27 protein-coding genes and 1 tRNA gene are annotated in these 21,919 nt (G+C 69.2%); 14 read left to right on the top strand and 14 right to left on the bottom strand.

Features of this window, described 5'->3' with window-relative positions; genetic code table 11:
• Window positions 1-25 precede the first annotated feature (25 nt).
• Window positions 26-1,099 carry a glutamine-hydrolyzing carbamoyl-phosphate synthase small subunit gene (gene carA, locus BLW38_RS07475; RefSeq protein WP_092816550.1) on the top strand — a complete coding sequence of 358 codons (1,074 nt, stop codon included), beginning with the start codon at window positions 26-28 and terminating at the stop codon, window positions 1,097-1,099.
• 112 nt (window positions 1,100-1,211) lie between these two features.
• Here the strand turns inward: carA and BLW38_RS07470 are convergent, their stop codons facing one another.
• A complete protein-coding gene (locus BLW38_RS07470; RefSeq protein ID WP_092816548.1) occupies window positions 1,212-2,096 on the bottom strand; it encodes a CehA/McbA family metallohydrolase in 885 nt (294 codons plus the stop codon).
• 83 nt (window positions 2,097-2,179) lie between these two features.
• Window positions 2,180-2,989 carry a molybdenum cofactor guanylyltransferase gene (gene mobA / locus BLW38_RS07465; protein ID WP_245710097.1) on the bottom strand — a complete coding sequence of 270 codons (810 nt, stop codon included), beginning with the start codon at window positions 2,987-2,989 and terminating at the stop codon, window positions 2,180-2,182.
• A gap of 120 nt (window positions 2,990-3,109) precedes the next feature.
• Here mobA and BLW38_RS07460 point away from each other — a divergent pair, with 120 nt between their 5' ends.
• On the top strand, window positions 3,110-4,933 hold the full coding sequence (locus BLW38_RS07460) for an aldehyde ferredoxin oxidoreductase family protein (protein WP_092816546.1): 1,824 nt from the start codon (window positions 3,110-3,112) through the stop codon (window positions 4,931-4,933).
• A gap of 68 nt (window positions 4,934-5,001) precedes the next feature.
• Here BLW38_RS07460 and BLW38_RS07455 read toward each other — a convergent pair whose 3' ends face one another.
• Window positions 5,002-5,856, bottom strand: coding sequence for a DUF63 family protein (locus tag BLW38_RS07455; protein WP_092816544.1), 855 nt, complete (start codon window positions 5,854-5,856; stop codon window positions 5,002-5,004).
• A 93-nt stretch (window positions 5,857-5,949) separates the two neighbouring features.
• On the opposite strand from BLW38_RS07455, the gene BLW38_RS07450 reads away from it, so the two are divergent.
• Window positions 5,950-6,576: an adenylate kinase gene (locus BLW38_RS07450; protein ID WP_092816542.1), complete on the top strand. Its 627-nt coding sequence runs from the start codon at window positions 5,950-5,952 to the stop codon at window positions 6,574-6,576.
• Between the two features lie 103 nt (window positions 6,577-6,679).
• Entirely contained in the window at window positions 6,680-7,594 is a 915-nt protein-coding gene (locus BLW38_RS07445) for a DUF106 domain-containing protein (protein ID WP_092816540.1), read from the top strand.
• Between the two features lie 172 nt (window positions 7,595-7,766).
• On the opposite strand, the gene BLW38_RS07440 is transcribed toward BLW38_RS07445, so the two are convergent.
• The 4 genes from BLW38_RS07440 to BLW38_RS07425 form a co-directional block, all read right to left on the bottom strand.
• Entirely contained in the window at window positions 7,767-8,144 is a 378-nt protein-coding gene (locus BLW38_RS07440) for a thioredoxin family protein (RefSeq protein WP_092816538.1), read from the bottom strand.
• Between the two features lie 57 nt (window positions 8,145-8,201).
• Window positions 8,202-8,861, bottom strand: a complete 660-nt coding sequence (locus BLW38_RS07435; RefSeq protein ID WP_092816536.1) for an HAD family hydrolase — start codon at window positions 8,859-8,861, stop codon at window positions 8,202-8,204.
• Window positions 8,862-8,907: 46 nt separating this feature from the next.
• Entirely contained in the window at window positions 8,908-9,729 is an 822-nt protein-coding gene (yqeC, locus tag BLW38_RS07430; RefSeq protein ID WP_092816847.1) for a selenium cofactor biosynthesis protein YqeC, read from the bottom strand.
• 91 nt (window positions 9,730-9,820) lie between these two features.
• Window positions 9,821-10,030: a hypothetical protein gene (locus BLW38_RS07425; RefSeq protein WP_092816534.1), complete on the bottom strand. Its 210-nt coding sequence runs from the start codon at window positions 10,028-10,030 to the stop codon at window positions 9,821-9,823.
• Between the two features lie 339 nt (window positions 10,031-10,369).
• On the opposite strand from BLW38_RS07425, the gene BLW38_RS07420 reads away from it, so the two are divergent.
• From BLW38_RS07420 to BLW38_RS07410, 3 genes are all read left to right on the top strand, one after another.
• Window positions 10,370-10,801, top strand: a complete 432-nt coding sequence (locus BLW38_RS07420; protein WP_092816532.1) for a hypothetical protein — start codon at window positions 10,370-10,372, stop codon at window positions 10,799-10,801.
• On the top strand, window positions 10,798-11,760 hold the full coding sequence (locus tag BLW38_RS07415; protein WP_092816530.1) for an alpha/beta hydrolase: 963 nt from the start codon (window positions 10,798-10,800) through the stop codon (window positions 11,758-11,760). The genes BLW38_RS07420 and BLW38_RS07415 overlap by 4 nt, the downstream gene beginning before the upstream one ends.
• Before the next feature lie 115 nt (window positions 11,761-11,875).
• Window positions 11,876-12,193, top strand: a complete 318-nt coding sequence (locus BLW38_RS07410; RefSeq protein WP_092816528.1) for an MTH1187 family thiamine-binding protein — start codon at window positions 11,876-11,878, stop codon at window positions 12,191-12,193.
• A gap of 6 nt (window positions 12,194-12,199) precedes the next feature.
• Here BLW38_RS07410 and BLW38_RS07405 read toward each other — a convergent pair whose 3' ends face one another.
• A complete protein-coding gene (locus BLW38_RS07405) occupies window positions 12,200-12,871 on the bottom strand; it encodes a hypothetical protein (protein ID WP_092816526.1) in 672 nt (223 codons plus the stop codon).
• Window positions 12,872-13,029: 158 nt separating this feature from the next.
• On the opposite strand from BLW38_RS07405, the gene mch reads away from it, so the two are divergent.
• The 3 genes from mch to BLW38_RS07390 all read left to right on the top strand — a co-directional run bounded on the left by mch (window position 13,030) and on the right by BLW38_RS07390 (window position 15,909).
• Window positions 13,030-13,989, top strand: coding sequence for a methenyltetrahydromethanopterin cyclohydrolase (gene mch / locus BLW38_RS07400; protein ID WP_092816524.1), 960 nt, complete (start codon window positions 13,030-13,032; stop codon window positions 13,987-13,989).
• 19 nt (window positions 13,990-14,008) lie between these two features.
• A complete protein-coding gene (locus tag BLW38_RS07395; protein WP_245710096.1) occupies window positions 14,009-14,620 on the top strand; it encodes a hypothetical protein in 612 nt (203 codons plus the stop codon).
• A gap of 83 nt (window positions 14,621-14,703) precedes the next feature.
• Complete coding sequence (locus BLW38_RS07390) at window positions 14,704-15,909, top strand: potassium channel family protein (protein WP_092816522.1); 1,206 nt, start codon at window positions 14,704-14,706, stop codon at window positions 15,907-15,909.
• Between the two features lie 26 nt (window positions 15,910-15,935).
• Here the strand turns inward: BLW38_RS07390 and BLW38_RS07385 are convergent, their stop codons facing one another.
• Window positions 15,936-16,340 (bottom strand): ribbon-helix-helix protein, CopG family, encoded by a 405-nt coding sequence (locus BLW38_RS07385; protein WP_092816520.1) that lies wholly within the window; start codon window positions 16,338-16,340, stop codon window positions 15,936-15,938.
• Between the two features lie 125 nt (window positions 16,341-16,465).
• Between BLW38_RS07385 and BLW38_RS07380 the strand changes: the two genes are divergently transcribed.
• Both BLW38_RS07380 and BLW38_RS16820 read left to right on the top strand, forming a co-directional pair.
• Window positions 16,466-16,762, top strand: a complete 297-nt coding sequence (locus BLW38_RS07380; RefSeq protein ID WP_092816518.1) for a hypothetical protein — start codon at window positions 16,466-16,468, stop codon at window positions 16,760-16,762.
• A complete protein-coding gene (locus BLW38_RS16820) occupies window positions 16,665-16,982 on the top strand; it encodes a PGF-CTERM sorting domain-containing protein (RefSeq protein WP_143040828.1) in 318 nt (105 codons plus the stop codon). The genes BLW38_RS07380 and BLW38_RS16820 overlap by 98 nt, the downstream gene beginning before the upstream one ends.
• A 78-nt stretch (window positions 16,983-17,060) precedes the next feature.
• Here the strand turns inward: BLW38_RS16820 and BLW38_RS07375 are convergent, their stop codons facing one another.
• The 3 genes from BLW38_RS07375 to BLW38_RS16220 all read right to left on the bottom strand — a co-directional run bounded on the left by BLW38_RS07375 (window position 17,061) and on the right by BLW38_RS16220 (window position 18,085).
• Complete coding sequence (locus BLW38_RS07375; RefSeq protein ID WP_092816516.1) at window positions 17,061-17,522, bottom strand: rhodanese-like domain-containing protein; 462 nt, start codon at window positions 17,520-17,522, stop codon at window positions 17,061-17,063.
• Window positions 17,523-17,525: 3 nt separating this feature from the next.
• On the bottom strand, window positions 17,526-17,852 hold the full coding sequence (locus tag BLW38_RS07370) for a cupin domain-containing protein (protein ID WP_092816514.1): 327 nt from the start codon (window positions 17,850-17,852) through the stop codon (window positions 17,526-17,528).
• Window positions 17,853-17,930: 78 nt separating this feature from the next.
• A tRNA-Met gene (locus tag BLW38_RS16220) sits at window positions 17,931-18,085 on the bottom strand.
• 239 nt (window positions 18,086-18,324) lie between these two features.
• On the opposite strand from BLW38_RS16220, the gene BLW38_RS07360 reads away from it, so the two are divergent.
• Complete coding sequence (locus BLW38_RS07360) at window positions 18,325-19,632, top strand: DUF7115 domain-containing protein (RefSeq protein WP_092816846.1); 1,308 nt, start codon at window positions 18,325-18,327, stop codon at window positions 19,630-19,632.
• 93 nt (window positions 19,633-19,725) lie between these two features.
• Here the strand turns inward: BLW38_RS07360 and BLW38_RS07355 are convergent, their stop codons facing one another.
• On the bottom strand, window positions 19,726-20,121 hold the full coding sequence (locus BLW38_RS07355; RefSeq protein WP_092816512.1) for a DUF5830 family protein: 396 nt from the start codon (window positions 20,119-20,121) through the stop codon (window positions 19,726-19,728).
• Between the two features lie 129 nt (window positions 20,122-20,250).
• Here BLW38_RS07355 and BLW38_RS07350 point away from each other — a divergent pair, with 129 nt between their 5' ends.
• Window positions 20,251-20,901: a TVP38/TMEM64 family protein gene (locus tag BLW38_RS07350; RefSeq protein WP_245710095.1), complete on the top strand. Its 651-nt coding sequence runs from the start codon at window positions 20,251-20,253 to the stop codon at window positions 20,899-20,901.
• Between the two features lie 34 nt (window positions 20,902-20,935).
• On the opposite strand, the gene BLW38_RS07345 is transcribed toward BLW38_RS07350, so the two are convergent.
• A complete protein-coding gene (locus BLW38_RS07345; protein ID WP_092816508.1) occupies window positions 20,936-21,913 on the bottom strand; it encodes an alpha/beta fold hydrolase in 978 nt (325 codons plus the stop codon).
• Between the last annotated feature and the right edge of the window lie 6 nt (window positions 21,914-21,919).

The following is a 21,919-nucleotide window of genomic DNA, read 5'->3' as shown; positions in this document are numbered from 1 at the left end:
AGCGTAGCTCCGTACGTTTCTCGTAATGTCGGACGCCTACATCGCGCTTGCGGACGGTCGCGTGCTCGAGGCCCGCACGCGTTCGCCCGGGCGCACACGTGGTGAACTGGTCTTCACGACCGCCTACACCGGCTACGAGGAATCGCTGACCGATCCCTCCTACGCCGAGCAGGTTCTCACGTTCTCCTACCCCCTGATCGGAAACTACGGCGTCCGGTCCGAGCGATTCGAGTCCGAAACCGTCCAGCCCCGCGCGGCGATCGCCCGCGAGTTCACCGACGACGTCGCCGAGTGGCTCGACGGCGAGGACATCCCCGCGATCGACCACCTCGACACGCGCGAGCTCGTCACCACCGTCCGCGAGGAGGGCGCGATGGCCTGCGGGATCGCCGCCGGTGAGGATGTCACGCCCGAGGACGCCATCGCGGAGATGGAGGCGTGTGAACCGATGAGCGACCACGTCGACATCGGTGCCGGCGTCTCCGTCGCCGAGCCCGAACTCCACGAGGGCGACCCGGCCGGCGAGTCGGACGTCCGGATCGCGCTGCTCGACTGCGGCGCCAAGGGCTCGATCATCGAGTCGCTGAACGAACGCGGGGCGGACGTCCACGTGCTCCCGTACGACGCCACTCCCGAGGACGTCTCCGCCGTCGACCCGGACGTGCTGTTCGTCTCGAACGGCCCCGGCGACCCGGAGAACTTCGTGGCCGCCAAGACGGTCGTCGACGTCTTCGCGGGTGAGCTGCCGCTTGCGGGGATCTGCCTCGGCCAGCAGATCGTCGCGAGCGCGCTCGGCGGCGACACCGAGAAGATGACCTTCGGCCACCGCGGCGTCAACCAGCCCGTCAAGGACCTCCGCACCGACCGGGTCGTGATGACCACCCAGAACCACGGCTACACGGTCGCCGACCCCGGCCCGCTCGAGGTCACCCAGATCAACGTCAACGACGACACCGCCGAGGGACTGGAGGACGACGACCTCGGCATCCTCACGCGCCAGTACCATCCCGAGGCGAACCCCGGTCCGCACGACTCGCTCGACTTCTTCGACGACGTGCTCGCGATGGCCGACTCGACGACCGAGATCACCGCCGACTGATACCGCCTCGCGTTACGGTTCGACCTTCCATCGCGGCGGCACCGCTCCCGTTTTTGATTGCGTTTTCCCGTGCCGTTCGCGCTCGTCCGCCCGATCGGCGGCATCACCGCACTTACCGCAGCCAGGAGGCCACCCGCGCGATCCGGTGGGCACCCTGTACGGCGCCGACGCGCGCGGTCGAGGCGGCGGTCATCGCGCCCCACCGCGCCGCGGCGGCGCTCCGGATCGCGCCGGTCTTCGCGTAGTAGCCGGACTTTCGCGCGGCGGCGATCGCGTAGTGGCGGGCCGCCATCGGGACCGGCGCACGCCGACCGGCGACCGAGGTCGACCCGGCTCGGAGCGCGTCCAGCACGTCCGTCGCCGTCACCGCGGCGACCGAGTCCGCGTCCGGAATCGTCACCTCGGTGAAGGCACGCCCGACGTACTCGAGGGTGTGGGCGTCGCTGGCCGCTACCGCAGCGAGGTCGTTTTCGGCCGCGAACCGGCGTGCCTTCCGGTTCCGGTAGCCGGTGAACAGCCAGGCGTTGAAGGCCTCGATGGCGTCGACGCCGTCGGCGCCAGCGACGGCAGCCGGCACCGTTTCCTCCGTGTCTCCCGACGCGTCCGCGCCGCCGATCGGGATGTACTTTCGACGGACGCCGTGGCGGGAGCGCTGGAACGGGTGGGGAACGATCGCGACGCCGCCGTGGTCGTGGATCCACGCCACGGTCTCCGCGTACGACTCCCGATGGGGCGGCATCGAGTCGACGCCGATCGCCAGCAGGTGGCCGTGGGCCGTCGAGACCTCGACGCCGGGGATTCCCACGAGCCCGTATTCGGGGGCCATCTCGGCGGCCCGCAGCGACTCACCCATCACGTCGTGGTCGGTGATCACGACCGCGTCGAGCCCGATGTCCGCCGCGTGCTCGAGGATCAGATCGACGGGTTCGTGGCCGTCGTAGGAGTCCTCGGAATGGACGTGCGGATCGATCCGGAGGGTGAGGTTCTGCGTCGACACGCCTCCGAGTACGGGTGAGAGATATATAAGCGCACGTCCCGGTCACGTCCACCTCGCCGCTCGACCACACGCGGTCCCGTCCGTCACATCCCCTCGATCCGCGCTTCAGCGTCGGCGTGATCCTCGCGTGTGTTGACGTTCCGGAAGGTTTGCTCGGTCGAGATCCGTTCGATCTCGGCGTCGTCGACGACGACGTAGTCGAGCTCGAACAGCGGCTCGATGATCTTCCGTTCGCCGGCCGCGAGCGCGCAGTCACAGGCGTCGCCCATCGGCGCCGCACGGTAGACTGCCTGAGTCGTCTGAAACCATCGATCCTCGAGCCGCGGGACCGCGGCCTCGTGGCTGTGACACCGCTCCAGCAGGTGAGAGATCAGGGTCGGATCGACGAAGGGCATATCACAGGCGACCACGGCGACGTATTCGCCGGTGGCGGCCCGGCAGCCGTCGCGGATGCCGGCCATCGGGCCGCGGTCCGGCTCCTCGTCCTCGGCGTAGGTCACCGGCAGCGGGAAGCCCTCCATCGCGGCCGTGATCCCCGATCGCTGGTCGTCCCGGCAGTTGATCACGAGGTCGTCGACGACCGGTTCGCCGCCGCTCGCGCGCCCGCCGCCCGGATCGACCGGATCGTCAGTCCCCGCGAGGCGGTTCGCGACCCGGCGGATCATCGGCGTTCCCGCAAGCGGCGCGATCGCCTTATCCCGGTCGCCAAAGCGCGTCGACCGGCCGCCGGCGAGGATCACGCCCGTGACACCGCCGGCGTCGTTTTCCACCGAGGCGTCGACGTCGTTCGCGTCCGACACGCCGGCGTCGTTTGCGTCCGACATACCGATCGGTGCGTGGGCCGCCGGGAATACGCTGTCGCCCTCGGCGGCCGCGTTCGGGATCGCGTTCATCGGTCGTTCGTCGGCGCCGTGAGCCCTCAGTGATCGTCGGGTGCCGTCTTCCGGATCGACCGGGTGGCGTCCCGCGATCGACCGGGCGGCATATACGTCGGGGGGTGCAAGATTGCCACAATGACGGGACGGACCCACGTATTGCGGGCGGACCTCTCAGCGGGGACCGTCGAGCGCGAGCGCGTCCCCGAGCGCTGGCGACGGCGTTATCTCGGCGGGAAGGGGCTCGGCGCGCGGTACCTCTACGCGGAACTCGCTCCCGACGTGGACCCCCTCGGCCCCGATAACCTGCTGGCGTTCTGCGTCGGTCCGCTGTCCGGGTCGCTTCCCGGAGAGTCGCGATACGCCGCCGTGACGAAGTCGCCACTGACCGGCGTCTTCCTCGACTCGTACGCGGGCGGCACGTTCGCCGAACGGCTCGCCGGGTCCCTGGACGACTGTCTGGCGCTGCTCGTGACCGGTGCCAGCGACGAGCCGGTTCGGATCGAACTCGGGGACGGAGAGGGCCGGATCGTCCCCTCGCCGAACTGGGGCGCGGACACGGTCGAGACCGCGGCGGCCCATTCCGACGCGGCGGTCGCGTGTATCGGCCCCGCCGGCGAGAACGCGGTCCGATACGCGACGATCGCCTCCGATGCTGGCGAGCACCACGCGGGTCGCGGCGGCGCCGGCGCGGTGATGGGTGCGAAGGGCCTCAAGGCCGTCATCGCCCGTGGCGACCGCGCGGCGCCGCCGAACGAGGACCTCGCCCGGCTTCGTGACTCCCTGGCCGAGGCGTACGCGGACGACGACACGGGGCGCTGGCAGGCGGCCGGCGAGACCCTCGAGTCGATCGACTTCGCGGACGAAGTCGGCGCGCTCGCCACCGAGGGGTGGCGAAAGGGGACCTTCGAGGGGACTGACGAGGTCGGGATCGACGCGGCCCGCGAGGCCTCGGTGGGCCGTGAGAACCCCGACGACCCGGTTCCTGGCGGGTTCCGCGTCGAAACCGACGACGGCGAGACGGTTCCCCGCGGGGCAACACAGATGACGCTCGGCGCCGGGCTCGGGGTCGACGACTTCGACGCGGTGGCCGCCCTCGGCGGCTGCTGTGACCGGCTCGGGGTCGACGTCATCTCCGCCGGCAACGCGGTCGCGTGGCTCGCCCGCGCGAGCGACGCCGGCGCCATCGATGCGTCGGTTGAGTTCGGCGATCCGGACGCTGCCCGGGCGGTGATCCGCCGTCTCGCCGGGAGATCTGCATCGACCATCGATGACCTCGATCCGGCCGTGATCGAGACGCTCCGGCGCGGGGTCGATGCGGCTGCCGATCGGTTCGACGTCGGTGGGATACCGACGGTGAAGGCGATGGAGCTGCCGTCCTATGACCCCCGAGCGGCGGTCGGGATGGCGCTCGCGTACGCCACGAGCGACCGCGGCGGCTGCCACCGGCGGGCCCGCCCGATCGAGCGCGAGGTGTTCGGTTCCTGGAGCGACGCCGACCGGATCGAGGCGGTGATCGAGGCGCAAACCCGGCGGTCGCTGCTGTGGAGCCTCGTCGCCGACGACTTCGCCGGTGAAACGCTTCACGACGACGTGGGTGTCGCGTTCTTCCGCGTGCTGGCCGACGCCACCGGTCTGGCGTATCCGACCACGGCCGACGACCTCGCCGCCGCCGGCGAACGGATCTGGACGCTCGTCCGGCTGTTCAACGTCCGGGAGGGGGTCGATCGAACCGACGACGCGGTTCCCGACGTTCTCACCGAACCGATCACCGACGGTCCCGCGGCCGGCAGCCGGATCGACCCCGACGAGTTCGCGGATCTCCTGGACGGCTATTACCGTGTTCGCGGTTGGGGACGCGACGGGGTTCCGACGCGGGAGACGCTCGACCGGCTCGGGCTCGCGGACGTTCGCGACGCCGAGACCCCGGTTGGATCGCCCTTCGCGGATGCATCCGAGTGATCCCGCGATCGTCGCCGGAACGGTGACCGGTCGGAGGCCGCCGGCGACGGTGAACACGGAGTGAGCGGTCAGGCGCCGCCGGCGACGGTGAACAACAGCAGGTTGTGCGCACCCGGACCGAGTCCGACCGCCGCGATGAATCCCAACAGGAGGTATCCTTCGGTCGGGTCCTCCTCGACGTAGTCGACGAACAGCACGACGATCCCGCAGACGAGCGTCAGCTTCACGAGGATGAACAGCCAGCCGACGCCGAGCAGATCGGCCGTCGGGAGGGCGGCGGCGCCCTCCATGATCAGCCGCGAGAGCGGAGTCCGTTCGCTGAAACCCAGGACATCGACGCCGACGGCGGTCGAGACGGCGTCAAGCGCGTGCCCGAGGACCGCCAACGCGCCGACGCCCCCCGTCACCGACGCGCGGGGAACCAGTCGGACGAGTCCGACCCACGCGAGGGCGCCGACGCCGATCGAGACGACCAGCGCGATCGCCGGCCACCGTGGCGTGAGGGCCCCGGCGTCCGAGCCGACCGCGAGCGCCGTCGCGACCACCGGAAGCAGCGCGGTCACGCCGACCGCTGCGATCGTGGCGGGAACTCGCTTCGTCTCCGGCGTGGCGTCCGTGGGTTGGTCCAGGCCGGCGGCTGCCACGTCGATCAGCAACCACGTCGCCCCCGCGATCGCGGCGACCGAGAGGTAGACCGCCGGCGTGCCGGCCAGCGGGCGGACGGCTGCCGGCAGTCCACCAACTACATACAGCACGTGGAGACACGATCCGACGGCCATCCAGGGCGCGAACGCGACCACGTGTCGGTCGGTCACCGTCGGCCGACGCCGTGCGATCCCGGCCGCGACGAACGCGACGGCGACGAGCAGTCCGACGAGATGCGGGAGCGGAGGGAGCCCGAACCCCTCGGGGAGAAGCACCATACCTCGCCACCGGCGCGGCGATCGGAAAGCGTTTCGGTCGCTTCCGAGCGCGATATCTTCAACTCTTTACGTGCGGATGCCGACACCTCGGGTATGAGCCACCACGTGCTGCTGCTCGGTGCGCCCGGTGCGGGCAAGGGAACCCAAAGCAAGAAACTCGCCGACGAGTACGACCTCGAACACGTCACGACCGGCGACGCGCTGCGCGCCCGGAAGGATCTGGAAACCGAATACGGCACGCCGCGGGAGTTCATGGAGGCCGGGGAACTCGTCCCGGATCCCGTCGTGAACGAGATCGTCGAGGCGGCGCTTGCGGACGCCGACGGCTACGTCCTCGACGGGTATCCACGGAACCTCGATCAGGCCGAATACCTCTCGGAGATCACCGACCTCGACGCCGTGATCTTCCTCGACGTCGACGAGGAGGTCCTCGTCGACCGGCTGACCGGTCGGCGGGTGTGTGACGACTGCGGTGCGAACTTCCACGTCGAGTTCGCCCCGCCCGAGGAGTCGGGCGTCTGTGACGACTGCGGCGGCGAGCTCGTGCAGCGGGAGGACGACACCGAGGAGACCGCTCGCGAGCGTCTCTCCGTCTTCCGCGAGAACACTGAACCCGTCATCGAACACTTCCGGGAGACCGGCGATCTCGTCGAGATAGACGGCGAAGCCGCCCCTGAAGAGGTCTTCGACCGCATCTCCGACGTCCTCGACGCGGAGTAACGGCCGAGTTCGGGACCGCGCGGTCGCGGTTCCCCGCCGCGCGGTGGCTGCTCCTGGCGCCAAGCTAAAAGGTTCTTAACGGTCCGTTTCCTACCGCGTGACAATGAGCACGGTCGAACGGAAGGTCAGAAGCCTCGTCGCCGAGGACGACGGGATGCGCGAGGCGATCAAGGTCGTCCTCGATCACGCGTCCGACGGGGAGGTCAAGTGGGTCGACGTCCGCGAGGAGATCTCGAGCGGTCAGTGGGGCCGGCTGATCGAGAAGGGGATCCTCGAGGACGGCGAATCCGGGTTCGCGCTCGCCGATCGTGCGGGGATCGAGGACGGTCTCGAGTCCGCGGACGATTCGGGACCGATCACTTCGGGCGGCGACGCCGACGCCCCCGAGGGAACGTCCTGGTCGAAGTGGGACAAGGCCGCGGGGCTTGCGACCGTCGGCCTCTTCGCCGGCTACGCATGGGCCCCGGTCCGGCAGGTCATCGCGGGTGCCGTCGACGTCGTGTTCGGCCCGCTGATGAACGTCGTCCCCTTCCACGTCGTCATTATGGTCGTCGCCCTCGCGACCGGCCTCTACTCGACGCTTCTGCGCGCCGGCCTGATGGATATGGAGAAGATGGGTCAGTATCAAGATCGGATGAAGAACATCCAGGAACGCCGCAAGGAGGCAAAGAAACGGGACGACCAGGAGGCGCTCGACGCGATCCAGGACGAGCAGATGGAGGCGATGGGCGACCAGCTCGGGATGTTCAAAGAGCAGTTCCGCCCGATGGTGTGGATCATGTTCCTCACCATCCCGGCGTTCCTCTGGATGTTCTGGGTCGTCGGCTACCGCGGCTCGGAGGCGAACTACCAGCTCGGTGAACTCGTGATCCCGATCGCCGGCCAGGCCGTCGAGTGGACCGAGCCGATCCTCGGCCCGATCCAGATCTGGATCGTCTGGTACTTCCTCTGCTCGATGGCGTTCACCCAGATCATTCAGAAGAGCCTCAACATCCAGATGTCGCCGACGTCGGCGTAGTCGTCGACGCCGAATCGGTTCGCCCGTTCGGTCCGTTTCTCCGGAGTCGCGTGCGTTCGCCGCCACGATCCCCGTCGATCGGCGTGCGCGGCCGTTACAAAGCGCGTCGTTGAAACAGGAAGCCCCACCCTCAAGCGCGAGGTCGTCAGCCCGAGCGGTAGGGTGGGGTAGTTCACGCCGTTCCGTCTTCGGGCACGCGCTCGGGTGCGTGCGTCCGGATCAGCTCGAGAACTCGCTCGACGCCGACGAACCCCTCCGCGAGCCGGTCGACCGGCGCTCCGTCGACGAACAACACGAGCGTCGGCACGCTCCGAACGCCGTACGCCTCCACGAGCGAGAGGTCGGTCCGCGGGTTGACGGTCGCGACCGCGACGTCCGTCGCCGTGGCGACCGTTCCGAGGACCGGTTCGACCGACTGACAGAGGGTGCACCCCTTGGTGTAGAACTCCACGAGCGCGACGTCGTGTGTCGCCAGAAACGCGTCGAGGTCGTCGCCGGTGTCCAGATCGACCGGCCGGTCGTCCGCAGTGGTGGATGTGTCCGCAGCCATGTTTCTCCCGAGGGTCGCGACGCGGAAAGCCTCGTCGGCGACGACCGCGGGGGCCGGTCACCGGCGGCCGCAGATGCTCACGAGGTCGTGGAGGTCGTCGATATCGTAGGTGGGTGTTCGGCTCAATTCGAACTCACGGCGGTGCGGGCGGCGGATGAACGCGGAGTCGATCCCCGCGTTGTCAGCGGCTTCGAGGTCGGATTCGTTGTCGCCGACGAACAGCGCCGTCTCCGCATCCAGGTCCTCGAGGACTCGCTCGAGGTAGTACGGAGAGGGCTTCTTCCGCGAGAGGCTGACGATCGACGGCTCGCGGCCGTAGACGGCCTCGAAGCGCTCGGACAGCTCGAAGTGGTCGAGCAGGAACTCGACGGTCGCCTGCTGGTTCGAGGAGACGATCCCGAGCGAGGCGTCGAGATCGTCGATGACGTCGACGTCCTCGTAGGGAGTCTTGCGTCCGGCTCGCGCGTCGTCGATCTGCGCGTCGCTTGCGGTCCGGTCGCGGGCGCGCCAGAACTCGGCCGGATCCACGTCGTATCGCTCACAGACGTCCGTCAGCGTGGCCGGCGTGACGCCGATCGCGAGGTCGTCGACGTGTGCGAGGTCCGGGTCCTCGACGCCGACGCTCTCGAAGGCGTTCCAGGCAGCTTCCCGGAGAGTGTCGAACGGGGTCCGTCCCACGAGCACCCCGTCGTTGTCGAAGACGACCGCGTCGTACACGGCGGGTCTCGGGGCGACACGCTCAAAAAGGTTTCAACTCGCGGGGTCACTCGACCGTCGGATCGTCGCCGTCCACCGGCACCAGATCGACGACGTTCCCGTTGATCAGCCGCCCGAGCACGACGTGGGGTACCGACGGGAACGACGACGTGCCTCGCGACTTCCGTCGCTGCTCAGCCATCCGTTCCCGAACGACGCTCGCGACCGCCCGGGCGGTCGCCGCCGCGTCGGCATCGTCGACCTTGTTGAGCAGAGGGATCACGGACGCGCCGTCGGGAATGCCGGCGAGTCCGCCGTCCGGGCTGGCCAGGACCGTGCCGACGAGTTCGGGCGTGACCGTATCGCCGAGCGCGACGTCGAGCCCGGATCCGCGGGCGACGTCGACGACGCGCTCGGGGCGGTGCACCAGCTCGTCGGTGAGCGGTTCGCCAACGACGGCGACGCTCGCGACCGGCACTACCACGTCCGCGGCGTCGGGGATCTGCGGCTCCGACTCGCCGGGCGCCTTGAACTCCCGCGTCCGGGCCCCGTCCGCCTTTATGAGAACCGGCCCGTCGTGGGCCTCGATGATCCGACTCACCGTCTCTCGATCGTAGCCGAGATATCGGTCCTCGCGTTCGCGGGCCGGGACCAACCCGAGCGGGAACGCCGCCTTCGGGTTCGTCGTGATTCGATCGAGCCGCTCGACCGGATCGGCCGTGACCGAGACGCTCGCCACGTTCGGATCGAAGATCGGGATCCGGACGGTCGCGGTGACGACCGCGTGGTCGAGCAGATTCGCGAGCGTGTACATCGTCGTCTTCTTGCCGCCGGCGCCGACGACCGCCACGGCGGCGCCATCGGCTCGGAACGCCTCGATCGGATCCATCTCGATCCGGCGTTCGGGCCTGTCGCCGAAATGGGTGTCGACGGCGATCGGTCGCTCTCTCGGTCGGTCGACCCCTCGATCGCTCGGATCCTCAGTCGGCCGGATCGCCCGATCCTGACGAGTCACCCGGTTTGCGGTTCGTGGTCCCGTCCAGGAACGCCCGCAGATCCGCCGCGCAGTCGACACACACCAACACCTGCAGCTCCCCGACCGGATCCAGAACATCCACGGCGCCGAACTCCTCGCCCGGGTCGATCGACGTCCCGCAGCGAACGCAGTCGTGGGAGCGACGAAGCGTCACGCCTCGACCCCAGCGTCCGTAGCCGCATCAATCCCGCGGGTCCCGTGGCTGTGATCAACACACACGACGGAAAGGTTATTATTCTCGATTCACTACAACCAGGTGCCGCGCGGGAAACCCAAATCGTGTGCCTCTGACAAGCGACTTGGTTCGTCGTCCCCCCGACGATCCCCCCCGTCCGCGGCTTTTCGCGCGCTCCATCCCGTGAGTCCCCGGCGAGTCGCCGGATCGATCCGATTCGTTCGATTCCGTTCCGTTTCACATCCTCGTTCACTCGGACGTTCCGATCGCCGTCTTGCTGCCGGTACCGATTTACCACGCCGACCGCTACCGACCGGTATGGACGCGGACGCGCTCGCGGACGAACTTCGAAGCTTCGGGGTCAGCGTCGAGTCGCTCTCCCTCACGGCGGGGACCGTCGACGTGACGTACCTGACCGCCTTCCCCGGTGAGACGGTCACGAAACGCGAGATCGGACGGGCGTGTAACGCCCTCATCGATCTCGCCGAACAGGGCCGGTGGAACCCACAACCGGTCGAAGCGACGGTGATACGCGCGCCCGGCGACGTGCTCGGCTGGTGGTCGGTCGACCCGGCGTGGATCGACGACCTCGTCGCCGAGGAACTCACGGAGACCGAATTCTCCACGCGGGTGCTCGAGACGGTCGTCCACGACGTTGACGCCGACGCCGGTGATGGACCCGATACGGAAGCCGATCAGGGGGCCGGCACTGGACCCGATCCGGAGCCCGATCAGGGGGCTGATCGATGACTCGTCGGATCCCCCGAAACCGGGCCCAGCGCGACCTCGACCGTCCGGCTCGCGAGCGGTTCGCGACCCGAACGCTGACCGCGGACTGTGCCGGCGGCAGCTGTCGCGGCCGCCTGTATCTCCCGTCGTCGGACGCAAGCGCGCCGGCCGAAGACCCGCCGGTCGTCGTGATGGGACCGGAGATCGGTGCCGAGGCCACCTTCGGGCTGCCGGCGATCGCGGAGCGGTTCGCGGCCGCGGGCTATGCCGCGTTCCGGTTCGACTATCCGGGCTTTGGCGACTCCGACGGCGACGACCAGCGGATCGATCCCGCGGGCCACCGCCGCGCGTATGCGGCCGCGGTCGACCGGGTTCAGGAGGTTCCCGACCTCGGATCCTCGGTCGTCGCCTACGGCGCCGGGTTCGCGGCCGCACACGCCCTGTGGGTCGCCGAGGAGCGACGTGCCGTCGACGCCGTGATGGCGATCACCCCGATCCTCGATGGCGGCGCGTACCTTCGACGGCGCGGATTCGGTCCGTTCGCCCGGGCGGTCGGCGCCGGGATCCGCGGTCGGATCGGCGAGGTGATTCCGGGCGGAATCTCCGGCGGCCGGGCGGTTCCGATCGCGGGGGATCCCGAGGATCGGGCGGTGGTCGCCGCGCCGGACGCCAAACGCGCCTATCTCGACCTCGTCGACCGGGATTCCGACTGGCGCAACGAGACTCCTGCAGGCTCGCTGCTGTCGATCGCTCGAGCCGACGTCACGGACCGACTTGCGGACGTCCGCGTCCCCGCGCTCGTGCTCGCGGGGGCTGACGACGTGCTTGCACCGGTCGACGCAGTCGAGCGGGCGGCCGACCGGCTTCCCCGTGGGACCTACGTCCGGCTGCCGGCCGACCACTGGTCGGTCTACAGCACCGACTTCGAGCCCGCGATCGGCCATCAGCTGTCCTTCCTCACCGACGTCTTCGCGGACTGACCCGTCGGCCCCTCATCGCCCCTCACCGCCTCTCCCGACGCCGTGATGCCGCGACGTCACAGCGTCGCCATATCGCCGCCCGCTTTTAAGCCGATGCGGGACCGATCGATCGCGTATGACCGTCGTTGCCCTGTTGAGCGTTGCGCCCGTGATCGAGGGGAGTATGTCCGAGGAGGTCGCCGCCGCCGTCGCGGCCCTCGACGACTTCCCGGTGAGCTACGAGACGAACCCGATGGGGACGGTGATCGAGGCCGACGACGTCGGGACGTTGTTCGAGGCGGTCGAGGCGGCCCACACCGCGGTCGATGCCGACCGTGTCTCGACGGTTCTGAAGATCGACGACAAGCGCACCGTCGACGCCCCAGCCGCCGCAAAGGTTGCGGCCGTCGAGGAGCATCTCGGCCGCGAGGCCACCCGCTCCCGTCACGATTGACACGGCTCAGACGGCCTCCGTGTTCACGGTCCCGCCGGCGTCGGCACTCCCCTCCGGATTGCGAACCGCGACCTCGAAGCTCGTCGTTCGCAGCACGGTCTCGGACTCGCCCTCATAGCCGGTCAGATCCGCCCGGAGGACCACGTCCAGCACGGTTGCGGCCGTCTCCCCGGCCTGCAGTGTCGGGTCGCTCAGCGAATCCCTCGTGACGGCGTCGCCGATCTCCGTCGCGTCGAGTCGCTCCAGCGTGAGCGAGAGGGCGCCGGCAACGTCCCCGAAGCCGGTCGTTCCGTCCGCCGGTTTCGTCTCGGCGATCGGGCCGGGCGTCTCCGTGGCGGTCGCCAGCGTCTCCTCGACGATCGTGTCCACGCCGTCGTCGCTCCCGACCGCGACCGTCAGGTCGATCGTTTGGACCCCGCTTCCGAAGTTCGCCCACTCGACGGTGACCTCGGGCGTGAGATAGACGGCCTCGATCCCGCCGTCGTTGCTGATGACCGTCGGCGTGTCGCCCGCCTCCAGCGCCGCCGGGTCGCCGTCGATCGCGGCGCTTGCGACGGTCGGGCCCGTGGTGAGGAGGACGCCGCCGGTCGCTGCCGCGCCGAGGATCCCGGCGGTTCCGCCGAGGATCGACCGTCGTGAGATCGCGTCGTCGGACCGCCGGGCGAGTGCGTCGAACATCGTGGCCCGGGATGTGTCGGTATCCGGGATAAACCTCCGGCGATGGACCGTCGACGATCTCCGGAATGTCGTCGAGACGTGCGCGGCGACCGGGTCCAACGACGAACGATTCCTGGCTGCTTGATAAGCCCCTTAGGCGAGGAGTCCCCAGCGTTCGTATGGACAGCATCAATCGGACCGCGATCGAACTCGTCGACGAGGCACTCGACTTTGCCGGCGAGCTCAAGATCGTCCCCCACGAGCTGGACTCTGAGGCCACCGTCATCGACTTCGGGGTCGAGGCGGACGGCGGCATCGAGGCGGGGATCCTGCTCGCGGAGATCCAGACCGCCGGACTGGCGAACCTGACGACACGGACGGGGCAACTGGCGGGCACGCCCCGACCGTACGTCGAGGTCTCGACCGACCATCCCGCGATCGCGCTATTGTGCTCCCAGAAGGCCGGCTGGGAGCTCTCCTTCGATGACTTCGAGGGGCTCGGCTCGGGACCGGCTCGCGCGCTGGTGGGCCGCGAGACCGAGTTCGAGCGCGTCGGCTACTACGACGAGTCGGAGTTCGCGACGCTGGCGGTCGAATCGGCGTCGCTGCCGGATGACGCGATCGCCGAGCACGCCGCGGATCTGGCCGGCGTCGACACGTCCGGCGTCTTCCTGCCGACCTTTGCGACCGGCTCGATCGTCGGCTCGGTCACGATGGCTGCCCGCGCGCCGGAGCTCGCGATGTTCCGGTTGCTCGAGATCGGCTACGACCCGACGGACGTCCTCACGGCGACCGGCTCCGCGCCGGTGGCCCCGGTGAGCTACGACGAGGACGTCGCGATGGGTCGGACCAACGACGCGCTCGCGTACGGCGGCGAGGTCTACCTCCAGGTCGCCCGGGACGACGACCGGTTCGACGAGATCGTCTCCACGGTTCGTGACGACTACGGCACCCCCTTCATCGAGGTGTTCGAGGACGCCGACTGGGACTTCCACGACGTCCCCGAGACGGTGTTCGCGCCCGCCAGCGTCACCGTCGACGTCGTCGACGGTCCGACCTACAGCTACGGGGAGACCGACGAGGATCTGCTCGCCGAGTCGTTCGGGATGACTGACGCCGCCGGATACGGCTTCGAGTAACCCGCCACGAGACCCACCGATGCGTTTCAAGATGCTCCCCGCGCCGCCCGCCGCCCTCGACCGCGTTCGCGAGGCGCAACGGGCGGTTCCGCTGGTTCCCGGCGACGAGTCGGACTGCTGTGCCCGGCTCCAACGCCGGCTCGACTTCCCGAGCCGCGACGTGGCACGCACCTGGCTCACGTTCCTGCGGGCCCTCGAGCTGGCGCAGGAAACCGACGTCGGGTTTTCCCGCACCGACCGCGAGCCGACCGTCGAGCACCTCCGCACGTCGTTTCTCGACCGGGTGCTGCTCGCTCCCGAAACGCTCGCGGCGGTCGCGGCGGTCAATCAGCACGCTACCGACGCTGGCGAGCGTGGTGCATCCCCCGACGCCGTGTTCGACCGCGTTCGCGACGACGTCCCGACCTACGAACACCACAAGAACCCGGACACGTGGGAGACGATCTGGCACGACCGAACCGCCGATCTGCTCGGCTGGCTCGCGCTGCTTGATCTCGTCGACGCCGTCGACGGCGAGGCGACTGCGCCGACCGACGGTGAGACGAACGCAGCCGATACAGCCGTCCGGTACGCTCTCACCGACCGCGGGCGGGCGGCGCTCGGCGACGATCGATGCGACGGCGATCGATGAGGGTCCGGATCCCGTCAGCGTCGTCGCGAACCGTCCGTCGGCGACGTGACAAGGCTTTTGCCACGCGCCGGTGAGTGTCGCGTATGGGACGATTCGAGGGGGATCGGACCCCCGAAACGGTCGAATACGAGCCGGCGAGCGTCAAGGACCTGCTCGTCGAGATGAAGGACACCGCGGAGCTGCTCATCGACCTCTCGTACTCGGCCGTCCTCCACCAGAGCACCGACATCGCCCGCGAGGTGCTCGAACTGGAGCACAAGATGGACGTTCTCCAGATGCGGGCCCGAATGAGCCTGATGCTTGCCGCCCGGAATCCGAACGAGGCCGAGCAGCTCGCGCCGGTTCTCGGCGTGATCGCGGGCGCGGACAAGATCAGCGATGCCGCCGGTGACATCGCGAAGGTCGTCTTAGAGGAGATCGGGCTCCCCGACGCGATGCGTGGCGCCCTCTCCGAGGCGGTCGAACTGCTCGTTCGCGGGACGATCGCGGAGGGATCGCCGTACTCCGGCCGGACGCTACAGGACATCGACCTCGAGTCGGAGACCGGCGTCCGGATCATCGCGATCCGCCGTGCGGATGAGTGGATCCTGAATCCCGGCCCCACGACCACGCTGTGTCCCGACGACGTGGCCATCTTCCGCGGGCCGGAGGCGTCGATCCCGGACGTCCACGAGACCGCGACCGAGGAGGCCTACGTGGCCGACGAGCCCATCGAGCCGGACGTCTCGGACCTCGAGCGGGCGGTCGATTCGATCGTGTTGATGAAGAATCTCTCGGAGCTCGCGGTTGATCTCGCCTACGGATCGGTGCTGTTCGACGCCGAGGAGCTGGCCGAGGAGGTGAGCAACCTCGAGGTCGAGGTCGACGCGCTGCAGTCCCGATTCGAGGCGTGGACGCTCCGGGCGGCCCGGGAGGCCGACGACCCGGTCGCACTCCGGGGGCTCATCCACCTCGGCGTCGCGACGGAGGTCATCTCCGACGCCGCCGTGGAGATCACCGAGGGCGTCCTCCGCGACCTCGACGTCCATCCGGTCGTGGAGCTGGCGGTCAAGGAGTCCGACGAGATCATCACTCGAACGACGGTGGATCCCGACAGCGACCTCGACGGGACCGCGATCCACGAGGGCGTTCCCGAGACATCCGTCTCGACGAGCGTCCTGGCGGTTCGACGGCCGGGGGAGGGCTGGCTCGTCGGCCCGGACATCGATACGGTGTTGCAGGCCGGCGACGTCCTGATCACGAAGGGAACGCGCACGTCCGCGGCCGAGTTCGCCGATCGAGCCGCCTGACGATCCGGACGCAGTCCTCGGAGGGGTCACCCGAGCCGGAAGGACGGCTCATCGGCGTCGCCGTCGAGCTCCTCGAGCTGGATAACCTCCTCGTCCTCGTCCTCGAGCTGCTCGCGCAGGTAGGTGACGTAGCGTTTGTGCTCCTCGAGCTGCTCGCGGAGGTGGTCGGCCTCGAGCTCCAGCCGCTCGTGCTCGCGGATGAAGCTCTTCGGTACCTCCACCTTCGGCGGGAAGGAGTCGTCGCTTTCGCCCGCGCTCTCGAGTTCGTGTTCGGGGACGACGCGGACCTTGCCGTCGTGGGCAACCAGCGTGTCCACGTAATCGCGGAACACGGCGGACAACGAGATGTCGCGCTGCTCGGCGATCTCGCGGAGGGTCTCGAAGGCGTCCTCGTTGACGCGGAACGAGATGGTCTTGTTCTTGTTGCCCATCACCGACTATTGGTCGGCCCTGCTACTTAAGGGTTTGTCAGACGGTGGCGTGATCCGGTCGACGGGCGTCCGCTCGTCGACGGTGCATCCCCGAGTTATAAGGCGATCGTCGCGCGTCACGGCGTATGCGCGCGCACGTTCACCGGGTGATCGCGCTCGCTCTGCCGGTGTTGCTCCTCGCCCGCGTCGTTTCGGCTCCGGTTATGGCGGGTGCGGACCTGACCGCCCAACAGGCAGTGCCGACGGCGATCGAGGCACCGGCGACCGTGACCAGCGGGGAGCCGGCCACCGTGACAAGCGAGGCACCGGCCACTACAACGGCCGATACATCGTCCGCTGCGATCGACGAGGCGCCGTCCGCCGCGACGACCGACGCGATCCGGGTCCGGAACGCGCTCCGACGGGTCGACCGAGTTCGGTGAGACGACGATCGAGTTCGGCGGGAAGCGCGTCTCGCTCACGGTCACGGAGGACCGTGAAGGGACCGCGGACGGCGACTCCGCTGCCGGCGGATCGACCGATGTCGGCTCGGGCTCGGACACGCGGACCGATGAGGGTGTCCCCGGATTCGGTCCTGTGGTGGCGATCGTCGTGCTGCTGCTCGCGTCCATTCTCGTTGCGGCGCGAACGCGACGATCGTAGAGGCGGACGGGGGACGATCGTCAGCGGGCCGTCTGCAGGCCGTCTGCGGGTCGTCCCCGGACGGTTTGCGGGTCGGCCTCAAAACGGTGCCTCGGGGTCAGACCCGTTCGGACCCGTCCGCCGAGGTCCCTCATCCGTCGGTTCCCGGTAAGGTCCTTCGTCCGCCGATCCCTGGTGGAGCCCCTCGTCAGCCGATCCGGCGCCGGTCGCGGCCGTCTCCATCGGGCCGTCCCAAGCTGCCAGTCCGCCGCGGAGGCTCTCGACGGTCACGTCTGCCGTGATCGTGGACGACGCGATCAGATCGGCCGCCTGCTGGCTGGATATTCCGTGGGGACAGACCGTCACGATCCGGTTTGCATCGGCCATCTCCTCGAGGCGGCTCCGCAACTCGGGGGCCGGGACGTTCCGACTGCCGGGGATGTGGCCGCGATCGAAGGTCCGTGTCGACCGGATGTCCACGATCACGAGCGAGCCCGCGGGCGAATCTCCCTCGCTCTCGATCAACGGTTCGAGTTCGTCGACGTCGATCTCGGCGCTCATCGGTCACGGGAGCGGACAGAGGCTCGCGGTCAGTACGGCCCGGTCGTCGGATTCGTTGCGGGCGCCGTGGGCGACCCCGCGCTCGTTGTGTACGACGCCGGGCGCCTCGATCCGTTCGGTCTCCGCCCCGCGAACGATGGTCGGAGATCCCTCGAGGACGTGGAAGACGTTGGTGGCGCCGTCGTGTTCGTGCGGTGCGATCTCCCCGCCGGGCGCGAGGACGAACGCCTTCACCAGCACGTCGTCGGTCACGACGACTTCGGTGCTTTGGACCTCGCCCTGGTCGGGATCGAGGTCGGCGATCGCGTCGGCGTATCGGTCGAGGCTCATACACACGATCGATCGCGCCAATGAATAAATACCGTCGGCTCGTCGGCGAACCAGCCCGGACGAACACGGATGAGAATATGGCCGGGGCGGGCTCCGAACCCGCGATCTCCGCATCGCCCAGGTCCGAGGCTCGGCGGGGCCCCGGTGGGGTCGCGGACGCTTCCAAGGCGACTGCCGCACCGAATCTCTGAACCCTATGAGTGCGGCGCTATGTCCAGCTAAGCCACCCGGCCGCAGTTGCACGTACCGGGATGACGACCTTTAACCTTCCCATCCGCAGGCAGTTTGCGACCGCGGGACAGGGTGGGGGTCGCCGGGGATGGTCGGGATGGCGTGATCGCCGAGGTGGGATCGTCGATCGGGTGCAAGCGACCCCGCGATGGCGGCGATCGACCCTCGCCGTCCGCGATCGGTCCCCACCGTCCGCGATCGACCCGCGGATTTATAGTTGGCGCGGCGAATGGATTTTCCAATGAGTCTTCCCGACCTGCTCGCATCGGCAGTCGGCGAGGAGGACGTCGTCGCCCGCGTCGATCTCGGCGGCGAGGACGTCCTCGCGGTGACGCCGACACGAACGCTCGTCTATCGGTCGGACGGGCTGCTCTCGGACGAGACCGTCGACGCCTACCCACACGGCGCCGAGCGGGTCGACGTTTCCGAGGGCCGCCGCAAGACGAAGATCACCCTCGATCGCGGGCTCGACGGCGAGGAGACGATCACGGTCCCCGCGAAACGAACCGACGACGCCCTCCACCCGATCCTCGCAGGCGTGCTCTCTGCGGCGGGGGTCACGGATCCTGGTGAGTCGGTCATCAGCACGTTCCGCTTTTCGGAACTGACGCTCATCATCACGAGCGACCGGCTCGTCAAACACATCGGCTCGGTCGTCTGGGACGAGGAGTTCGAGGAGTTCCACTATGACGGCGTGATCGACCTCGATTTCGAGGAGGGAACCGTCGCGACCTCGGTCGTCCTCGCTATGCGGGACCGTCGTGAGCGGTTCAAGGCCCCGAACGAATCGGCCCGTGAGGTCCGTGAGACACTGGCTGACGCCGTCTGTGCCTACCACGACGTCGAGAGCCCGGCAGAGTTGCGGGCCGTCCGCGAGGAGGACCAGGCGGATGCCGAGGAGGCGTCCGATGACGCCGGCGGGGAGGACTCGCCGGACTTCGGCGTCGGCGTCGACCCGCTTTCGGCCTCCCCGGCGGCGGACGCCGACGCCGCCGATCCCGAGGTCGATTCCGGCGCCGACGTACCCGCCGGAACCGCGGGAGCGACGGGGACGACGGAGCACAACGGGGGCGGTCCCGAGGACGCCGGATCGGCGGGATCCGGTGACCCGCTTGCGCCCGACCCGTCCGCCTCGTCGGCGGCAGTCGACGGGGCGTCGTCGGACCGCTCCGACGCGGACGCCGCACAGGCCGCACAAGCCGGACCGTCGCAGACTGAAACCGCACGACGGACCGGCGCCTCACAGAACGGGACGGGTGATGTCTCCTCGGAACGATCGCCTCGCGGCGAGGCCCTCGACGGTACCGCCGCGCGTGGCGAGCCCGATGGGTCCCGGTCGGCTGCGGAAGCCGCCGGTGCACCCGGTGACGCGTCCGCGGCGGACGCCGACTTCGGAGATTCGGGGTTCGAGCCGGCCGGCGTGACCGACGACGCCCTCGCCCGGGAGGTCGCCGAGCTTCGGGCGGCCGTCGAGACGCAGGCGGAGCGGATCGATGAGCAGGCCACGCTCATCGAGCAGCTGATCGAGGAGCTTCGTCGCGGCCGCTGACCGGTCCTGCAACCGGGAACCGGGGAACCACCCACTCCAGCCGGGATACTTCACCGACCGAGTTACGGAACTTCGAGGAGACCGCCCCGCCGTTCACTCCTCTCGACCGAGCACCATCCGGACACACGAGGAGCCGAACGGACCGAGTTCGCCGGTTTCGAACTCGATGAAGTGTCCCGTCGAGATCGACGTCCCACAGCGACGGCACTCGAAGGTCCCCTCGCGGAGCGTGATGCCCTCCTCCGGGGAGACGGACGTCCCCCCGCGTCGCGTCCGGATCCGGCCGTCCTCCCGGTCGATGACGCCGCGTTTTCGGGCGGCATCGAGGATCTCCCGGGTCAGCGAGGGGCTCGTGGTCACCGTCTCGATCCGGTCGATCGCCTCCGCGAGCGGGATCGACTCCACCTCGAGGCTGGCGAGGAGTTCGATCCCGAGTTCGCGCTTCCGGTCGCGCGTTGCGTCGGCCTCGGGTTGGCGATCGCGGTCCACACACCCCCGTTCGACGGCGGTCCATAAAAACTGACAGGACGACCCTGGGAGACGATCCGCGGTTGGCCTCGCCGATCGCCCCATCGGGGCTCCACAAGGCGTTTATCAGTCGACCGGATAGCCGGTCGCGTGAAGCGTCGTCTCGCCGCCGGACTGGCCGTTCTCGCCGGCATCGTTGCCATCGCGTGGCTGGCCGGCCCGCGAACGCTCGTGGCGCCCGTCGAACGCGTCGTCGACGAGCCGGCGCTGTTCGCGGTCGCGTTGTGTGGACTCGCGGTCGTCCGCCCGGCGCTGGCGCTTCCGACGACGCTGATCGCGGTCGCCGCGGGCTACGGCTACGGCTGGGCGGGGGTTCCGGCCGGAATCGTCTTGGTGACGGCCACCGCGCTCCCGCCGTACGCGCTCGCCCGTGCCGGCTGGGACCCGTCCGGAAGCCGGTTCTCGCGTGTCGGCGTGCGCCTCGTCGCGGCCGCCGGTGCGACGCGAACGATCGCCGCGAGCCGGCTGTTGCCGGTCCCGTCCGACGCGGTCTCGATCGTGGCCGGGGTCACCCGAGTCGACGTCCGCCCCTTCCTCCTCGGGACCGCGATCGGCGAGACGCCGTGGGTGATCGCCGGCGTGGCGGTCGGCGTCTCGGCCGATCGGCTGCTCGCCGGCGGCGGGGTGACGTTCGACCCGGTTCTGCTGCTCGGGATGGCCAGCGTCGCGATCCTTCTTCTGGCGGGACCGTGTTACCGTCTCTATCTGGATGAGTCGGATCTCGGGGCCAGTTCCGCCTGAACGGCCGTATCTGTGACCCACGAGGCTCTTCCTCTCACTCGATGTGCTCGCGGATCGCCCGAGCCACCCGGTTCGGATGCTCGTGGAGGATCCAGTGGGTCGCATCGTGGACCGTCTGTAACGTCCCGCTCGAACAGTGCGCGAGGCTCTCGACGGCCATCGACCGCTGGAGGAACCGGTCCCCGGCTCCCCAGACGATGCGCGTCGGGACGTTGACGATCGTGTGCGTCGGCGTCGGCCGCTCCCGCCCGACCGCCCGGTACCAGTTCACCATCCCGGTGAACGCTCCGGGTCGATCCCACGCGCGGCGATACCGGTCGAAATCCTCGGCATCGAACGTGCCCGGCCGACTCGATCGACGCATTCCCTCGACGACCGGGGCCCAGTTCCTCACTCGGGCGATCCGTTCAGGGGCCCAGGGGAACTGAAACGCCAGAATGTACCAGCTTCGACGGCGTTGGCGCCACGACCGTCGAAGCGTTCGCCGGAAGACGGTCGGATGCGGGAGATTGACCGCGACGAACCGCCGGAGTCGGTCGGGATGGTGGAGGGCGATCCACCAGCCGACCGCCGCGCCCCAGTCGTGGCCCGCCAGAACCGCCGTCTCGCGGTCGTATGCGTCGATCAATCCCGCCACGTCGCGGGCCAGCTCGTCGATCCGATACGGCGCGATCCCGTCGGGCTTCTCGCTCAGGTTGTAGCCGCGCTGGTCGGGGACCACCACGCGAAACCCCGCGGCCGCGAGCGGTTCGATCGCGGCGTGCCAGCCGTACCAGAACTCCGGAAATCCGTGGAGGAGCACGAGCAGTTTGCCGTCCGCGGGACCCGCCTCCACGACGTGGAGCCGAACGCCGTTCGTCTCGTGGACCCGTGATTCACCGGGGACCGCCGCCGGGATCTCGTCGGCCGGAATCTCACCCACCGGAACCTCCTCGGCCGGAATTCCGTTGCCTGGGGTCTCGTCGTCCGGCGGCGACGCCGGGCCATCCGTCGACGGCTGGTCGGTCGGCATACCGAT

The organism is Halopenitus malekzadehii (assembly GCF_900108505.1).
In the GTDB taxonomy this organism is placed as follows: Archaea; Halobacteriota; Halobacteria; order Halobacteriales; family Haloferacaceae; genus Halopenitus; species Halopenitus malekzadehii.
Note: the sequence above shows the minus strand (reverse complement) of the source record. Positions and strands in the feature narration are given on the sequence as shown.

Excerpts from the sequence above, each read along its gene's own strand:
- mobA (WP_245710097.1), bottom strand. The coding sequence starts at position 2,989 with ATGAACGCGATCCCGAACGCGGCCGCCGAGGGCGACAGCGTATTCCCG.
- BLW38_RS07395 (WP_245710096.1), top strand. The coding sequence starts at position 14,009 with ATGCGTTTCAAGATGCTCCCCGCGCCGCCCGCCGCCCTCGACCGCGTT.
- BLW38_RS07450 (WP_092816542.1), top strand. The coding sequence starts at position 5,950 with ATGAGCCACCACGTGCTGCTGCTCGGTGCGCCCGGTGCGGGCAAGGGA.
- BLW38_RS07370 (WP_092816514.1), bottom strand. The coding sequence starts at position 17,852 with ATGAGCCTCGACCGATACGCCGACGCGATCGCCGACCTCGATCCCGAC.
- BLW38_RS07420 (WP_092816532.1), top strand. The coding sequence starts at position 10,370 with ATGGACGCGGACGCGCTCGCGGACGAACTTCGAAGCTTCGGGGTCAGC.
- carA (WP_092816550.1), top strand. The coding sequence starts at position 26 with ATGTCGGACGCCTACATCGCGCTTGCGGACGGTCGCGTGCTCGAGGCC.
- BLW38_RS07460 (WP_092816546.1), top strand. The coding sequence starts at position 3,110 with ATGACGGGACGGACCCACGTATTGCGGGCGGACCTCTCAGCGGGGACC.
- BLW38_RS07445 (WP_092816540.1), top strand. The coding sequence starts at position 6,680 with ATGAGCACGGTCGAACGGAAGGTCAGAAGCCTCGTCGCCGAGGACGAC.
- BLW38_RS07385 (WP_092816520.1), bottom strand. The coding sequence starts at position 16,340 with ATGGGCAACAAGAACAAGACCATCTCGTTCCGCGTCAACGAGGACGCC.
- mch (WP_092816524.1), top strand. The coding sequence starts at position 13,030 with ATGGACAGCATCAATCGGACCGCGATCGAACTCGTCGACGAGGCACTC.
- BLW38_RS07375 (WP_092816516.1), bottom strand. The coding sequence starts at position 17,522 with ATGAGCGCCGAGATCGACGTCGACGAACTCGAACCGTTGATCGAGAGC.
- BLW38_RS07405 (WP_092816526.1), bottom strand. The coding sequence starts at position 12,871 with ATGTTCGACGCACTCGCCCGGCGGTCCGACGACGCGATCTCACGACGG.
- BLW38_RS07345 (WP_092816508.1), bottom strand. The coding sequence starts at position 21,913 with ATGCCGACCGACCAGCCGTCGACGGATGGCCCGGCGTCGCCGCCGGAC.
- yqeC (WP_092816847.1), bottom strand. The coding sequence starts at position 9,729 with ATGGATCCGATCGAGGCGTTCCGAGCCGATGGCGCCGCCGTGGCGGTC.
- BLW38_RS07415 (WP_092816530.1), top strand. The coding sequence starts at position 10,798 with ATGACTCGTCGGATCCCCCGAAACCGGGCCCAGCGCGACCTCGACCGT.
- BLW38_RS07360 (WP_092816846.1), top strand. The coding sequence starts at position 18,325 with ATGAGTCTTCCCGACCTGCTCGCATCGGCAGTCGGCGAGGAGGACGTC.
- BLW38_RS07410 (WP_092816528.1), top strand. The coding sequence starts at position 11,876 with ATGACCGTCGTTGCCCTGTTGAGCGTTGCGCCCGTGATCGAGGGGAGT.
- BLW38_RS07390 (WP_092816522.1), top strand. The coding sequence starts at position 14,704 with ATGGGACGATTCGAGGGGGATCGGACCCCCGAAACGGTCGAATACGAG.
- BLW38_RS07380 (WP_092816518.1), top strand. The coding sequence starts at position 16,466 with ATGCGCGCGCACGTTCACCGGGTGATCGCGCTCGCTCTGCCGGTGTTG.
- BLW38_RS07455 (WP_092816544.1), bottom strand. The coding sequence starts at position 5,856 with ATGGTGCTTCTCCCCGAGGGGTTCGGGCTCCCTCCGCTCCCGCATCTC.
- BLW38_RS07440 (WP_092816538.1), bottom strand. The coding sequence starts at position 8,144 with ATGGCTGCGGACACATCCACCACTGCGGACGACCGGCCGGTCGATCTG.